The sequence below is a fragment of the Chryseobacterium sp. UNC8MFCol genome, assembly GCF_000482305.1.
Classification (GTDB): domain Bacteria; phylum Bacteroidota; class Bacteroidia; order Flavobacteriales; family Weeksellaceae; genus Chryseobacterium; species Chryseobacterium indologenes.
In genome coordinates this window covers 93,950-109,595 of sequence record NZ_AXUZ01000017.1, presented here as the reverse complement: position 1 = coordinate 109,595, position 15,646 = coordinate 93,950, and the positions used below count along the sequence as shown (strand labels likewise).

15 protein-coding genes and 1 tRNA gene are annotated in these 15,646 nt (G+C 35.7%); 3 read left to right on the top strand and 13 right to left on the bottom strand.

From position 1 onward, the window contains the following. Positions 1-31 precede the first annotated feature (31 nt). Entirely contained in the window at positions 32-589 is a 558-nt protein-coding gene (locus M030_RS0112040) for a glycine zipper family protein (protein ID WP_027373726.1), read from the bottom strand. Positions 590-936: 347 nt separating this feature from the next. On the opposite strand from M030_RS0112040, the gene M030_RS0112035 reads away from it, so the two are divergent. Continuing rightward, positions 937-1,380 (top strand): hypothetical protein, encoded by a 444-nt coding sequence (locus M030_RS0112035; protein WP_027373725.1) that lies wholly within the window; start codon positions 937-939, stop codon positions 1,378-1,380. A gap of 569 nt (positions 1,381-1,949) precedes the next feature. Here M030_RS0112035 and M030_RS0112025 read toward each other — a convergent pair. The 9 genes from M030_RS0112025 to thrA all read right to left on the bottom strand — a co-directional run bounded on the left by M030_RS0112025 (position 1,950) and on the right by thrA (position 11,247). Further along, positions 1,950-2,780 carry a glycosyltransferase family 2 protein gene (locus M030_RS0112025; protein WP_227533307.1) on the bottom strand — a complete coding sequence of 277 codons (831 nt, stop codon included), beginning with the start codon at positions 2,778-2,780 and terminating at the stop codon, positions 1,950-1,952. A 433-nt stretch (positions 2,781-3,213) separates the two neighbouring features. Then, positions 3,214-3,441 (bottom strand): hypothetical protein, encoded by a 228-nt coding sequence (locus M030_RS0112020; protein WP_027373723.1) that lies wholly within the window; start codon positions 3,439-3,441, stop codon positions 3,214-3,216. 643 nt (positions 3,442-4,084) lie between these two features. Then, positions 4,085-4,155, bottom strand: a tRNA-Cys gene (locus M030_RS0112015). Positions 4,156-4,213: 58 nt separating this feature from the next. Next, on the bottom strand, positions 4,214-4,723 hold the full coding sequence (locus M030_RS24060; RefSeq protein ID WP_081806334.1) for an RDD family protein: 510 nt from the start codon (positions 4,721-4,723) through the stop codon (positions 4,214-4,216). A gap of 34 nt (positions 4,724-4,757) precedes the next feature. Next, positions 4,758-6,122 (bottom strand): DUF4403 family protein, encoded by a 1,365-nt coding sequence (locus M030_RS0112005; RefSeq protein WP_027373722.1) that lies wholly within the window; start codon positions 6,120-6,122, stop codon positions 4,758-4,760. Between the two features lie 33 nt (positions 6,123-6,155). Next, positions 6,156-6,524, bottom strand: a complete 369-nt coding sequence (folB, locus tag M030_RS0112000) for a dihydroneopterin aldolase (protein WP_027373721.1) — start codon at positions 6,522-6,524, stop codon at positions 6,156-6,158. Positions 6,525-6,529: 5 nt separating this feature from the next. Continuing rightward, positions 6,530-7,834, bottom strand: a complete 1,305-nt coding sequence (thrC, locus tag M030_RS0111995; RefSeq protein WP_027373720.1) for a threonine synthase — start codon at positions 7,832-7,834, stop codon at positions 6,530-6,532. 23 nt (positions 7,835-7,857) lie between these two features. Continuing rightward, positions 7,858-8,784 (bottom strand): homoserine kinase, encoded by a 927-nt coding sequence (locus M030_RS0111990; RefSeq protein ID WP_027373719.1) that lies wholly within the window; start codon positions 8,782-8,784, stop codon positions 7,858-7,860. Positions 8,785-8,796: 12 nt separating this feature from the next. Beyond that, positions 8,797-11,247, bottom strand: coding sequence for a bifunctional aspartate kinase/homoserine dehydrogenase I (gene thrA, locus M030_RS0111985; protein ID WP_027373718.1), 2,451 nt, complete (start codon positions 11,245-11,247; stop codon positions 8,797-8,799). Between the two features lie 447 nt (positions 11,248-11,694). Between thrA and M030_RS25540 the strand changes: the two genes are divergently transcribed. Beyond that, a complete protein-coding gene (locus M030_RS25540) occupies positions 11,695-11,865 on the top strand; it encodes a hypothetical protein (protein WP_155857897.1) in 171 nt (56 codons plus the stop codon). Between the two features lie 152 nt (positions 11,866-12,017). Here M030_RS25540 and nadA read toward each other — a convergent pair whose 3' ends face one another. From nadA to M030_RS0111965, 3 genes are all read right to left on the bottom strand, one after another. Beyond that, entirely contained in the window at positions 12,018-13,037 is a 1,020-nt protein-coding gene (gene nadA / locus M030_RS0111975; protein WP_027373717.1) for a quinolinate synthase NadA, read from the bottom strand. A gap of 101 nt (positions 13,038-13,138) precedes the next feature. Next, positions 13,139-13,702: a guanylate kinase gene (gmk, locus tag M030_RS0111970; RefSeq protein WP_027373716.1), complete on the bottom strand. Its 564-nt coding sequence runs from the start codon at positions 13,700-13,702 to the stop codon at positions 13,139-13,141. An 82-nt stretch (positions 13,703-13,784) separates the two neighbouring features. After that, the gene (locus M030_RS0111965; protein ID WP_074941984.1) at positions 13,785-14,642 is read right to left on the bottom strand and encodes a YicC family protein; all 858 of its coding nucleotides are present in this window, start codon (positions 14,640-14,642) and stop codon (positions 13,785-13,787) included. A gap of 43 nt (positions 14,643-14,685) precedes the next feature. Here M030_RS0111965 and miaA point away from each other — a divergent pair, with 43 nt between their 5' ends. Then, on the top strand, positions 14,686-15,600 hold the full coding sequence (gene miaA, locus M030_RS0111960) for a tRNA (adenosine(37)-N6)-dimethylallyltransferase MiaA (protein WP_027373714.1): 915 nt from the start codon (positions 14,686-14,688) through the stop codon (positions 15,598-15,600). The last annotated feature ends 46 nt before the right edge of the window (positions 15,601-15,646 follow it).

Below are 15,646 nucleotides of genomic sequence, written 5' to 3'. Positions count from 1 at the left end.
AAGCAATCTTTACATGTTATCTTGAAAATATTTATCTGCGAGGTTGTACTCTTCCGTCTTTTCTGTCCTGTGATCTACCGATAGTATATCCAGTAGCACCACCTACGACACCACCAATCACTGCACCAAGACCTCTGTTTTTCTTAGCGACAATGGCTCCGACTGCAGCACCACCGACGGTACCGATAATGGTTCCTTTAGCGGCTTTACTCATTCCTCTTTTTTGAGTAGTTCCTTGTGATGTACCACTTCCGTTATCTGCATAGCCTCCATTACTGCTTCCTCCTGAATTGGAGTTTGACCTTCTGTCTCTATATACAGTTCTCGTCTCTCTGATGATCTGTGGTTTTGAATTATTGGCAGCAGCAGCTTTCGCTTTTTTGCTTTCTGAAATACTGTCTACTTTTTTCTGTGCTTCATAGACCAGTTTTTCTTTTTCAATAGCCAGCTTTTGTTTTTCTATTTCAAGTTGTCTGGCCTGAAATTCGAGCTTTTGCTCTTCAAGTGACTTCTCAGCCACCCTGTCATCTTTCTTACAGGCAGTTATCAAAAAAACAGATAAAAAACCTGCTAACACTATCTTTTTCATAATTCAAATTTTATAAGCTTAAGCCAAAACGACTTTAGTTTTGTTTTTATTTTCAATTATGAAGCCAAATTTTAGTTAAAGAGTGTTAAAGTTGTCAGTGAAGAATAAAACAGAATCAAAACGCCTGTGTATAATTCTGATTTTCAGTGATTTGTATGTCGATCTGAACGTATGGAGTCAATAGTCTTTTACACTTAGAAATCAACTTTTCAGGTAAAATAAATCATAGGTTTCCTGTTTTTCCAAAGAAATTTTTACTTATTAATATTTGTAAATTTAAATTAATCCATAATTTTCATTGAATTCATATAAGTTCCGTATTTTTGAGATACCAAATTACTTTAATTATGAAAAAATCAATTTTTACAGTATCGGCTATTATTGGGCTATTGACTATTGCAACTTCATTTTCATCTACAGATATAATGAAAACCCAGTCTAAAGAACGATCAGAAGTATCTGATAAAGAGAAAAAAGAGCAGACGTATAAGATTCGTTATGGCCTTTTGGCACAGGACGGAACTAAGATTCTTTCTGGTAATTATGATGTGGGGAGCTTTATTGCTGAAAGTGCAAGCACCGGGGATATCTATGAAACTTATTACGGAGGTGGTTTTCAGACGGTTCCGCAATATTATGACGGGCTTCCTGAGGGTACCTATACCTTTTCAGCCATGCAGGGCCAGGGAGGTTGGGTAGGCTACGGATCGGTAGTGGCCACTGTTTCCGATGTTACTGTAGATGCTGATGGATATGTTACTGTGTATATTCCGATCATCTGGGAAGAATAACTTTGTGAAAGACAAAATATTTAACTACATTTACAAATCCTCGCTATGAGGATTTTTTAATCAATATATAGTTGGTACTAGTTTTTTCACATTATGTTTAATGATTTGTGTTAAATTTTAATTATAAAAAACTAAAAAAAACTGTATGATAATGGAAATTATTGATGATTCATTAATTTTGGAGTTGATTATTTTATTTGTACTATCAATGCTTATTGTTTCCGGATGCTATTGCGTTCTCAGGAAAATAAATGATAAATCCGGATTTTGGTGTTATACTTATGATTTTCCTTACTGGAAAAAGTATAACAGAAAAAAATACTGATAAGCGATTAACAATATTCTGTTTGGATTTTTCTAAATAGATTTTTTTCATCATTTGTGTTTTTTAGGCCTCTGAATGGAGGCCTTTTATTTTTTTGTGTGCGTTTCCCATTCCCGTTATGATTCTGATCATAAAATAGAAACCGGGGTACTCGTAGATTTGATTTGAAATGTTCCTAAAGTCAGAGCATTTTATTCCATATACTCGATGATTAAAAAACTCCTCTATTTTGAGGAGTTTTTATTTATAAATGCAAGCTGATTTTTATTTTGTTGATCAGGCGATGTACTTTATTGGTCTGATAGTCCAGAAGCTGGTAGATTTCCTGTGAATTGGTATAAGTTTCCGGAACTTCCTGATTATTAATTTTTTTGATACCTCTTCTTTTCATTGTATCATAAATTACTCTGGCAAAGGATTCTTTTGCGCTTTTTTTTGCGCTTTGCTGTGAGATACCGCGGGAATGGAGGCGGTACAGGTACAGGGGTTCTTTGAGGTACTGTACATCTCCAAATTCCAATATCTTTAGGTAGAGATCCTGATCTACAGCACTCTTCAGCTTTGGGTTGATCCCCGAAGTTTTTGAGTAGATTTCTTTTTTAAACGTAAAGAAATGGGCAAACTGAATAGGGCAGTTAAAGAAATACCGACTGTTGTAAATCTGTTTGGTGCTTGCAAAAATTTTATCAGGTATGAGGGTATCATTGCAGAGCATCATTTGGGAGTATACAGCTACAATGGCATCATTATCGACAAATTCTCCAACTGTTTTTTCAAGTGCTTCAGGATAAAGGGCATCATCCGGATCCAGATAGGCGCATATTTCTCCCACAGCATATTTCATACATTCCCGTTTGGTGAAACCGCAACCTCTATTGACTGAATTGTAGTACAACCGGAATCTGGGATCATCTTTAATCATTGATTGTATGACCTCAACAGAATCGTCTGTGGAGGCGTCATCTACAATAATAACTTCCCAGTTTTCATAACTTTGACTGATCAATGACTGATAACAGTCTTTAAAGTACTTTCCATTATTATAGTGGGCTATAAGTATAGAAAATTTTATCACAATTTTTTGAATTAAGCTTTTTGTAAAGCTATCAAATTATAAAAATTCAAAATATAACCTGGATCATGGTTTTTTAAGTGTTTTTTTATTATATTATAGGGTTATTGGTAGAAAACATATTGTAAATATTTTTTATGGATGTGAAATCTGTAAAATTAAATATTCATTTTATGTAACCCAATGCTTTATAGGTATATAGAATGTAGGATAAGACTGTATTTCAGTGAAAAGAATAGGATGGGCTTAAAAAAATAATATTTTAAGATAAAATTTTATGAGTGGAATCATAAAATAAAAAGAAAAGACAATGTAGTTTTGAAATAGGATTAAACGATTAATTTTTATTTCTGATATAAAATTTTTTTTCATCATTTGTGTTTTTTGAGGCCTCCGGTATTGGAGGCTTTTATTTTATATTGCAGAATGATACAGCTTAAGTATCAAAAATTATCCTCCCATCGAATGGATGATCCCAAACGATAAAAATAAAATCCTCAAATCTTCGTATGGGAGCCTGAATTATTTCATACTCTCCATTTTCATTTAATTTTTCCGTAATAATATTGGATCCTTCACCAATTTCTTCAGTTTTGAACTGAATCTGATATTCACCTTCTTTATTTTTGATAAAATCTTCCTTCTTAAAAAAAATATTTTTCATGATAGTTGAATTTATAGATTTCTTTAAAGTAAAGAATAAATTATGCCATTTATTGATTATTGTATTTTAATTGTTTAAATATGTTTTGTATAATCGTTTTTTTTATGAAAAAAAGATTATAGCTTTGTAGTTTTATTTGAATTGTTGAATATTCATTCATATTATTCATGTATTATTTTTATTTATAATCATTTTAATTAATAATGATAAATTTATAATATTGATAAAAAATAGGATTTAAATCGATAAAATCGCCAATTTGATGTATCAAAATATATTTTAAAATATATTTTTCAAAATTTCAATTTTGGCACGATTTTTCAATATACAAATGCAACTCATGTTTAATTTGAGTTTTCATGGTTATTAGTTTTTATCCTCGGAATTTCCGAGGATTTTTTTTTGTTCTGATGTGGGACCATATAGCTAGTGTTTTTTTGGGGCTGGAACTTCGATTTTTTAGTATATAAATGTTTATTCTTTAATGGTATTATTTGGTGAAGTCTCCTGCAGGTAAGAAAGCTGATTTTTGTGAGAAATTGTAGTAACGATAGAATAACAGTTTCTGTAGAAAAATAGAATACGAAATTTTTATAATAAGTATAAAAATAAAAAACCTCTAATAAAATTAGAGGTTTTGAAGAGGTACCTAGCGGATTCGAACCGCTGTAGATGGTGTTGCAGACCACTGCCTAGCCGCTCGGCCAAAGTACCATTTTTACCATTTTTGAGGTGTGCAAATATAGTAAAAATTCTTTATGAACAAAAGTTTTTAAGCAATTTCTTTCTTCCCAAGATCGTCGATTTCGCTTTTTGCCTGTCTTTCAGTATTATAATTTTTGATGTTGATTACCCTTGTTTCACTCCAGCTATCATGCCAGCCGTTTTCTCCGAGAAACGAAAGTACATCCAGCGGTACGAACCTGCAAATATTACGGATAAAATAATCCTTAAATGTTGGCTCGCTACCATCAATACAGATGACTTTGCTTCCTGTAATATATTTCCCGATAGATCTTCCTTTCGTAAGGTATTCGATAAGGAATATATAGATGAAATAAATTGAAGACGTTATCAGGATATCCGTAACCCTGTTTACTGAGGCCATTTTTTGTACAATATCCAGAAAAAAGTCTGAACCTGTTACTTGAAACAGAAGGGAAGACATTAATCCAAAGAGAATTAAAATAAGGTATATCATCATTCTGTCTATGATAAGATGCGTAAGTCTGATTAGTTTTGTAGACTTGTGCCTGTCTACAATTACTAAATATTTTCTCATGTCGGTTATTAGTTTGTTTATTGATTATGTATTGTTAAAATCCGTTGACAATTAATTTGAGTGCAGCGTTGGTATCAATGACCGCCGTAATTCCGGTATCGCTCAACAGAATTTTGCTGGGTTTGAGATTAAAAACTTTTCCACTCATCTTTAATCCTTTATAATATTCTTTATTAAAGGCCTCTTCAATACTTTTCTTTGATGTTTCTTCGAGTTCCTGTGTTGGAATTCCATATTCTTCTTCAATCATTTTCACAATTTTGCCTTGAAATAAGACGGAGGCTGTTTTTTGAAGAATATTGGTTGTTTTCAATTTGAATTTGCTGTCCGAAAGGACAATTTTTCTTTTTATTTCGTCATAAACCGGAATTCCTGAAATAATCGAAGTTCCTTTAATATAGCCATCTGTTTGTGCTTCGATCACAATTCTGTTATCAACACCATACACCCGGATATCTGTTACTTTTACCTTAGAATCCCGGATGTCAAATTCCTTATGTAAGAATGTTTTTCTGGCCATATTGCTTGCCTCAGTAAAAGGAATGTTGGCCGTAGTTTGTAAGATGAATTTATCTGCAACAGTAGGAGAGAAGTTGAAGTTGGAAACTGCAGTTACCGGCAATGATGCCGCCGGTTTATTTCCGGTAAAAGTTTCTGAAAAAATGTCAATTCCAAGAGTGGTGTTGATCTGATTACCATAAAACTTTAAGGGAGTAATATTGACCGCTGCAGGACTTACCTTCAGCCATGTATTGTATTCTTCCGAAATATTAAAGGGTTGCAGAAATGTATTCCAGGCCATTAAGGCATATTGCTGGAAGTTTAGCTGCGTAGCCATTTGCTGGTCAATTGTTTTACAGAATTTCAGTTGTTGCTCTCTCAGGTTTTTCTCCACAATAGGAGTGATAGGAATCTGAATTTTTCCATAATCAAGCACCGGTTTTGTAACCCATCTGAACCCATTGGGCTGGGTATTGGTAATGATCGTCCAGTTATTCTTAAATGTCACCGTTGTGTTAAAGGACATGATCGTCTCAAAGGTTGTATTCTGATAAGTGTACAGCCCTAAGGTACCTATTCCTTTTTCAGCCCATATTTTCAAAGGAACTTCGATCAGAAGATTCTGACTGGTTCCTCCTACAAGCCGGATGGGTCTGGTCTTCCAGACTTTTACTTTAAACTGGTCATTGTTGTTGTCCGTATATGAGTCGTCCTGATAAATTAATTCTTTTACAGATGCATTAATCATATTGCTAAGCTCTGAAAGCGGAATCGTGACCGGCATTGTAATACTGGACTTTATTTTTGGGAAATTATAAGTGGCTAACTGATTATCGACACCATTCTGCCCAAATGCATTGATGAATGCTACTAAAAATAATATTTTAACGAATTTCAATTGATATGTTTTTGATAAAACGAAAGTAAGGATTTAATTTTCAGGTTTAAAGCTTTTTTCCAGTTCAATGCTGGCACCTTTCATTTCGCCCTGCATTGGTGGTGCGGTTTTGGTTATTTTAAGCTTAATATAATCGATTTGGGAGAAGCGTTCGTGAATTTTTGAAATAATTCTTCCTGCGACATGCTCCAGCAATTTTGATTTTATTTTCATTTCCTGATGAATGATATCATTGATGTCTGCATAGCTTATGGTATCATTCAAATCATCGGATTCTGAGGCTTTCCAAAGGTCGGTATGAAGTTCTGCATTTAAAATATAATACGTTCCGATACTATTTTCTTCGGGCAGAACTCCATGGTAAGCATATATTTTTACGTCTTCAAGATATATTTTGCTCATTTCTTCTATTTTTTATGAAGCAAAAATCGTCTTAATTCTTCAAAATCTGAATTTATTTCTACAGTTTTTTTCTCCTTTTTCATCAAATCTTCCAGTACTTCCGGGATATCAATTTCCGTTTGTATCGCATTTTCTACTGCATCAGGGAATTTCACCGGGTGTGCTGTACCCAGAATAAACCCTTTCCGACCGGGATTTTCTTTTAAGTATTGTTCCATGGAGGCAAAAGCAACTGCAGCGTGCGGATCAAGGATATATTTATATTTTTCATAAACTTCCCTAATGGTATTCATCGTTTTCTGATCATCAATAGAATACCCTGATATTTTATGTTGTAAAGCATTGAATTGATGCCCGAAAAGCTCCAGAATTCTTACAAAATTACTTGGATCTCCTACATCCATCGCATTGGAAAGGGTTGCAATGGCTTTTTGTGGTATGAGATTATTTGTTTTAAGGTATTCAGGAACAATATCATTGGCATTGCAGGCCGCAATAAAGTGCCCGGCTGGCAAACCTCTGAAATGAGCCAGGAGCCCGGCACAAATATTCCCGAAATTCCCGCTGGGTACACAGATTACGGGAGCTTCACGTTCGTATACCTGCCATTGCTTCAATGCCAGTAGGTAATATATCTGCTGAGGAAGCCATCTTGCAATATTGATCGAATTGGCTGAAGTCAGAAATAATCGGTTGTTAATTTCCTCGTCAGAGAATGCCTGTTTTACAAGGCTTTGGCAATCATCAAAAGTTCCGTTAAGTTCTAAGGCATAAATATTTTTACCTAATGCCGTAAGCTGTTTCTCCTGAACAGGGCTTACTCTGTTTTTAGGATAAAGGATCACTACATCAATTCCTGGGAGGTCATAAAACCCGTGAGCAACGGCACCGCCGGTATCACCAGAAGTAGCTACCAATACGGTTACTTTTTTACCATTATCTTTTAAAAAATAAGACAGGCACCTGCTCATAAATCTTGCTCCGATATCTTTAAACGCAAGGGTGGGACCGTGGAAAAGTTCTACGACGGAAATTGAATCACTGATTTTTTTTAACGGAATATCAAAACTGACAGTTTCTGATACAATGTCATGTAGAACTTCAGCCGGGATTTCGTCTCCTACAAAATCTCTCATGCACCGATAGGCAATCTCCTGATCCGAATATTGCTGAAGGTTGCTGATAAAGTCTTTTTCAAACTGAGGAATATTTTCCGGGAAAAAGAGACCTTTATCTTTACCCTGGCCTTTAATCGTAGCCGTTTTAAAATCAACTTTTTCCTGATTGTCTTTTAAATTATAGTATTTCATTATCTTTTTTTTGGAGTTATTTTTTATGCTTCCGGAATGATTTCAATTCCTGCCGGATTAATTTTAGAAACATAGGTATAGCTTTCAATCTCAATTTCATCATATACCGTTTTCATAAGGTCTGCTATTTTTTCCGCCGTTTCTTTTTTTTCTGCAAGCATAAAAATAGAGGGACCTGAACCTGAAATACCTCCTCCCAGCGCTCCCAGCTGAAGGCTTTTCATTTTAATTTCATCAAATTTTGGAATTAAAATACTTCGGACAGGTTCAATAATGACATCTTTAAGACTTCTTCCAATGAGGGGGAGATCATTTTTTTGTATCCCGGCAACAAGTCCGGCAATGTTTCCCCACTGTTCTACTGCGCTTTTTAGTGTAATGCTTTTCTTTAGAATCTGTCTTGAATCTGATGTTTTTACTTCTACCTGCGGATGAACTGCGGCTACAAATAAATCCGGAGCATTGAGGGGAATAATATCAATAGGATCTGTAGTTTTTACCAGCGTTATTCCTCCATAAATACAGGGAGCAATATTGTCTGCATGGCGTACTCCGGATGCCAGTTCTTCTCCAAACATAGCAAAATGAATCAATTCTTCTTTGCATAAAATATCTCCTAATAAAGCGTTAGCTCCGAAGGCGGCTCCTGCGGCACTTGCCGCACTGGAGCCGAGCCCGCTGCCCGGTTTTATATGTTTGCGGATTATTACTTCAAATCCTTGAGAGAGTTTCAGGTGTTCCTGAATTTTTTGAAGAACCACTCCGGCCACATTTTTTGAAGGCTGTTCGGGCAGGCCGAAGGAATCTTCGTGTTTTATAATAATGTCAGGGCTGTCTAATAATTTGAGTTCCATTTCATCGTAAGGATCATGGATAGCCATTCCCAGAATATCAAATCCGCACACCAGATTGGCAACGGTGGCCGGAACTCTTAATTTTACTTTTTTCATATTTTTCTGTTTTTAAATGGAACGTATAATGTCTGCAAAAATACCGCTGGCAGTCACTTCAGCGCCGGCACCGGCACCCTTTACGACCAATGGTTGTTCTGAATATCTCAATGTTTTAAAAATGACAATATTATCTTTTCCGTACAGGTGGAAAAGATCGCTTTCCGGAGAAACATGCTGCAGACCGACCTTAGCTTTTCCTTCCTTGAATTCAGCAACATATTTTAGTATTTTCCCTTCCTTTTGTGCATCGGACCATAAATTTTTAAAATGATCTTCGTATTCTGTAAGTTTTTCATAGAAATTTTCTACACTTCCCTCCATACATGCTTCAGGAAGAAAGCCTATGTTTTCAATTTCTTCAAATTGAAGAGGATATCCTGATTCTCTGGCAAGGATTAAAATTTTACGGGCTACATCGGTACCAGATAAATCTAATCTGGGATCCGGTTCTGTATATCCTTCTTTTTGTGCCTGGGCTACAACCTCTGAAAATGTTCTGCTTCCATCATAATTGTTAAATACAAAATTTAAAGTTCCGCTGAGTACCGCTTCGATAGAAGTTATTTTGTCTCCGCTTTTGATCAGATCATTGATGGTACCTATGACAGGAAGTCCTGCCCCTACATTGGTTTCAAAATAAAACTTACAGTTGTGGGTTCTTGCCGTATCCTTCAAGTTTTTATATTCTTCAAAATCTGATGAGGCCGCGATTTTATTACAGGCTACGATATTGATACTTCTTTTTAACAGACTTTCATAAACTTTCGGAATTTCGGAACTTGCAGTAATATCGATGAAGACGGAATTTCTTAAGTTTCGAGAAATAATTTCTTCTGCAAAATCCTTTGCTGAGGCATCCTGTCCCTGTTCAATCCATCCTGCATATTCTTCTTCCTGTATTCCCTTGTCTGAAAAGAGCATCTTACGGCTGTTGGAAAGTCCGGCAATTCTTAAATTGATCAAGAGGTTCTCCTGCAGGTAACGGTTTTGATTATAGATCTGTTGGATCAGTTTGGATCCCACATTCCCGGTTCCACAGATATAAAGGTGTACCTGCTTAATTTCGGATTCAAAAAACTCCTCATGAAGTATATTGACGGCCTTCCGGGTATCTTTGTCAGAGATTACAACGCTGATATTTCTCTCTGAAGAACCTTGTGCAATAGTTCTGATATTGATTCCGTTATTTCCTAAACATCCGAACATTTTTGCACTTACCCCGCTTCTGCTTTTCATATTTTCGCCCACCAACGCCACTATAGATAAGCCCGTTTCAATTTTTACAGGAGAAATCCTTTTTAAATTGATATCGTCTGCAAAGGAAGTATTGATCGCATTTTCAGCTGAATATATATCTTTTTCATGAATGGCAACAGTAATGGAATGCTCTGAAGAACCTTGTGTAATGAGGATGACATTTATATTTCCATGATTTAATCCCTGGAACAGCTTTGCTGATATACCCGGAACGCCAACCATTCCGCTGCCTTCAATGGTAAGAAGGGCAATATGACTCATATTGGAAATCCCTACCGCAAGTTGCTTATTCTCATATTCTGAATTGTTAAGAGAATGGGAAACTAAGGTTCCAAGGGCATCAGGAACGAATGTATTTTTGATTTTCAGATTAATATTTTTGGTCATAACCGGCTGGATGGAAGGAGGGTAAAGAACTTTTGCCCCGAAATGGGAAAGTTCCATCGCTTCGTGATAGAATATTTCTGAAATAGGTTTAGCATTCGATGCCAGACGTGGGTCTGCAGTCATCATTCCGCTTACATCTGTCCATATCTGAAGCTCTTCTGCGTGAATTGCAGCAGCAATGATGGACGCTGTGTAATCTGACCCTCCTCTTCCTAAAGTGGTCATATTGTTATTTTCATCCTGAGCGATAAAACCAGGTCCGACGATAATCTGATTCTGGTGCTCATTCATGTATCTTTGAATGTTCTTTTCTGTAACTTCAGTATTTACTTTTGCATTGGTAAAATTGCTGTCAGTTCTGATCAATTCTGCAGAATTCATCCACAAGCAATCTGAGCCCTGGTAGTGAAGCCTTGCTGCGATGATATTTGAGGATAAAAATTCTCCGTATGAAGCAATTTTATCCTTGATTCTGTCTGTTAATTCACCTAAAACAAGGATTCCGTTGTAAATATCTTCAAGGTCATTAAAATGTTTTTTTACAAAGCTTAGCCATGAACTCTGCTCCAGAACGGGAATAAGTTCTCTCACCAGCTGCAGGTGCTTTTCTTCAAGATTTTTAATAGTTTGAGCATAAGAATCATCTTTAACAGTGGCTTGTTCGGCAGCTTTGATCAGATTGTCTGTAACACCATGCAGTGCCGATACAACTACAACAATTTTGTTTTGTGAAGATTCTTTTTTTATTATGTTTTCTACCAGAAGGATATTCTGTGCATTGGCGACAGATGTACCGCCGAATTTTAAAATTTTCATCAATTATTTATTTGAGGTTGAGTAAAAAGAAATGGTTACTCTTTAAAAAAAAGAGTACAGGTGCCCGAAATAATATGTGAAAATTTACCCCGTTATGGGGTAGTTGTTGTAGTTGTGAATGTAGAAACAGAAGATATGCCTGAAATAAGTGATTTCAGGGCAGAAATATCAGATATGTTTCTTAGAAAATTCATTGTTCGAGAACAAATGTACAAATTATTTTGAAATAGCAAAGTGTACAGAAGAAAAATTAATAACTCATTTTTTAGAGATATATTTATTGAAACCTTTGGCTTAATTATTTGAAATTCTTATATTTAAATTATTTTATTGATGGTTATTGTAGCGTTAAATTTTAAATAAATAAAAAGAAAATTAAGTAAAATCCATAACAGAGGAACATTTTAGCAGGTGTTCTTTATTTCTAATATTAAAAATTAAAACATTATGAAAACAATTAAAAAGTTATCAAGACAAGAGCAGAAATGTATCAGTGGAGGTATTACGCAAGACCAGATAGATGCCTGCGGTGGTGAGCAATTTGTATGTATGATGGGCGGTGGAAAATGGGGATGCTGGCTGAGACACGGAGGGAAATGCTACACACCAATGCTGTAGTAAATTATAGTTTTTTAACCGGAAAACAAGACTTCCGTACGGGTGAATAGGGATGCTGAAGCAAGCCGGCAGCCTGCTATGCACCTATGATTTAATAATAAAAAAAGGCTGTCTCCTGCATTTGACTTTGCCAATAAAGGAGACAGCTACTTTTATTTTATACTTTTTGAAAGATCAAGCATCGCCTCAATGGGTTTTAATGCTCTCAATCTTAATTCTTCGTCGATAAGAATTTCAGGAAGCTCATATTTCATGCATAAGTACAATTTTTCCATTGTATTACGTTTCATGTAGAAACATTCTGAACAGTTACAGCTTTCATCAAAAACAAGAGCAGGAATCAGTTCCTTGTGAGGAGCCCGTTTTCTCATCTCGTGAAGAATTCCTTCTTCAGTAGCGATGATGAATTTCTGACAATCGTCTTTTTCTACATAATTCAGGAGAGCAGAGGTAGAACCAATGAAATGGGCAAGCTTTAATACAGCTTCCTCACTTTCCGGGTGCGCGATTAATTTGGCATCCGGATTATCTGCCAGCTGTTTGGCAATTCTTTCCATAGAGAATGCTTCGTGTACAACACAGCTTCCGTCCCATAGAATCATATCACGGCCGGTTTTCTTAGATAAATATCTTCCCAGGTTCTTATCCGGAGCAAAAATGATAGGTCTGTCTTTTGGAAGAGCTTCAATAACTGTTTCAGCATTTGAACTCGTAACGATGATATCACTTTCCGCCTTAGTTTCTGCATTACAGTTGATGTATGTTGCTATTAAAGCATTCGGATGCTGCTCACGCATTTTTCTCAATCCTTCTCCTGAACATCCGTCTGCCAGAGAGCATCCGGCCATTGTATCGGGAAGAACTACTTTTTTAGTTGGGTTAAGAATTTTAGCAGCTTCTGCCATGAAATGTACTCCACAAAATACAATCATGTCGGCATTTGTTTCTTTAGCCTGTCTTGCCAGCTGTAAAGAATCTCCCAGGAAGTCAGCAATATCCTGGATTTCTCCCGGCTGGTAATAATGGGCAAGAATTACGGCATTTTTTTCCTCTTTAAGTTTAAGAATGGCTTTTACCAAATCTTCACCCTGAGGAATTGCGATATCCTTTATATCCAGAAAACCTTTTACAGGAATTGCAGATTTAGCTTTTTCTAATGTTTCGGTACTCATATCAACCTCAATTTTTTATTATCAGAAGTAGAGGTTAGAAATTAGAAGTCAGATCTGAGTATTGTGATTACCTACATCATTCTGCTTCTATCTTCCAGCTTTTAGTTACTGATAAAACTTTTTATTAAACTTTCTATTTCTTTTTTAGCTACATCCAGATCGGTATTGATCACGATCTTGTCAAACTCGCCGGCGTAAGACATTTCTTCTTCTGCCTTTTCTACACGGGTTTTAATGGTTTCCGCATCATCGGTATTTCTTGAAACCAATCTTCGTTCCAATTCTTCAATGGAAGGTGGTTCTATAAAAATTGATAAAGCTTTTTCACCAAAATATTTTTTTAGAGAAATACCTCCTTTCACATCTACATCAAAAATAACAACTTTTCCCTGATTCCAGATTTTTTCTACCTCAGATTTTAAAGTTCCGTAATATTTGTCAGTATACACTTCTTCATATTCTACAAAAGCACCTTCTGATATTTTTTGTCTGAATTCATCAGGTGATAAAAAATGATAATCCACGGCATGAACTTCACTTCCTCTTGGCTGTCTCGTAGTACATGAAATTGAAAATTTCAGTTCAGGAAATGTTTCCAAAGAATGTTTTACTAATGTAGTTTTTCCGCTCCCTGATGGTGCTGAAAATATAATTACTTTATCCATATTTTTTAGTTTCGGGCTTCGGGTTTCGAGCTTTGGTCCTCACTTTTAGAAATGAATGCCCTATGCATCTCGTACCTCGTAACTACAACACGTTTAAGGTTTGTTCTTTAATTTTTTCCAAGTCATCTTTCATCATCACTACCAGTTTCTGGATTTCTGCATGATTGGCTTTGGAACCTAATGTATTGATTTCTCTTCCGATTTCCTGAGAAATAAAACCGAGTTTTTTCCCATTGAAATCTTCATTATCCATCACTTCTTTATAATATTTAAGATGTTGGGTAAGTCTTACTTTTTCTTCTGAAATGTCAAGCTTTTCAGTGAAATAAGCCATTTCCTGATAGAAACGGGTTTCATCAACGTTTTCAAATTCTTTAAGGGTTTTCTGATAACGCTCTCTCACACTGACGATTCTTTCTTCTTCAAATGGAATCACCTCACCCAGATATTTATTGATATTCTGAATATTTCTGTTTAATTCCTCATGGAGAATGCTACCTTCAGTTGTTCTGAATTCTTCAAAACGGTCTACAGCAGCGTTGACAATTTTTGCCAGTGCTTCCCATTCACCTTCTGTCAGTTCATCAGGCCTGGAAGTGATAGCATCTGGAAGCCTCACTGCCATTTTAAGATATTCGAAGTCAGGTCCGTCGGAGGCAATATTTTTAAGTTCGTTGATATAGGAATCAATTAAACTCTTATTAATTTTTACATCATTAGATTCTTCAAGATTCTCTAGGTTGACGTAGCAATCTACTTTTCCACGGATAATTCTATCGTTAAGAATTTTTCTGATTTCAAATTCTTTTTCTTTATAACGTAAAGGAATTTTAATATTTAAATCAAAGCTTTTGCTATTCAACGATTTAATATCTATTGTTATTTTTTTTCCTTCAAAAACACCTTCGGCTCTACCGAAGCCGGTCATTGATAAAATCATAGTTTTTTATTGTTGTACAAAGATAAACATTTAAATTAGCAATGTGAAAAATTTGATTTCTGTAGTAGGACCCACCGGAATTGGTAAAACGAGATTGGCAATTGATTTGGCTCAGCATTTCAAAACAGAGATTGTTTCCTGTGATTCCAGACAGTTTTTTAAGGAAATGAAAATAGGAACAGCATCACCTTCCGAAGAAGAATTGGCAGCAGCACCTCATCATTTTATAGGCAATCTATCCGTTGAAGACTATTATTCTATAGGGCAATATGAAGAAGACGCCTTACAAAAACTCAATGAACTTTTCAAAAATCATGATACGGTCATTCTTGTTGGCGGAAGTATGATGTATGAAAAAGCCGTAATTGAAGGTTTGAATGATTTACCGGAAGCAAACCCTGAAAATCAGGAAAAACTTCAGATAATCATGGAGGAGGAAGGGGTTGAAAAGCTTCAGCAAATTTTACAGGAACTGGATCCGGAATATTTTGCAGTGGTAGATATTCATAATCATCGCCGACTTTTACGGGCAATTGATGTGATCTGGCAAACCAATAAAAAATACTCAGAACAAATTGCTGTTTCCCAGGACTCCAGAGATTTCAATGTGATCAGAATCGGGATAGAAGCTCCGCGGGAAGAGCTGTACGACAGAATCAACCGTCGTGTTGATATCATGATGGAAAACGGACTGCTTGATGAGGTAAAAAGTCTGGAAAAATTCAAAGGGCTCACTGCTTTAAATACGGTTGGCTATTCTGAATTATTCAAATATCTTGATGGAGAGTGGGACCTTGATTTTGCGGTTTCTGAAATTAAAAAAAACAGCCGCAGATATGCTAAACGTCAATTGACATGGTACAGGAAGGCTGCTGATATTCATTATTTGCAGTTGGGATATTCTCCGCAGGATTATAAGGAGCTGCTTCACTGGATTTCTGAACAGTTTCAATACTAATTTTACCACGAAAGCCCCAATACCTTTAAATAACGCAGAAAATCTA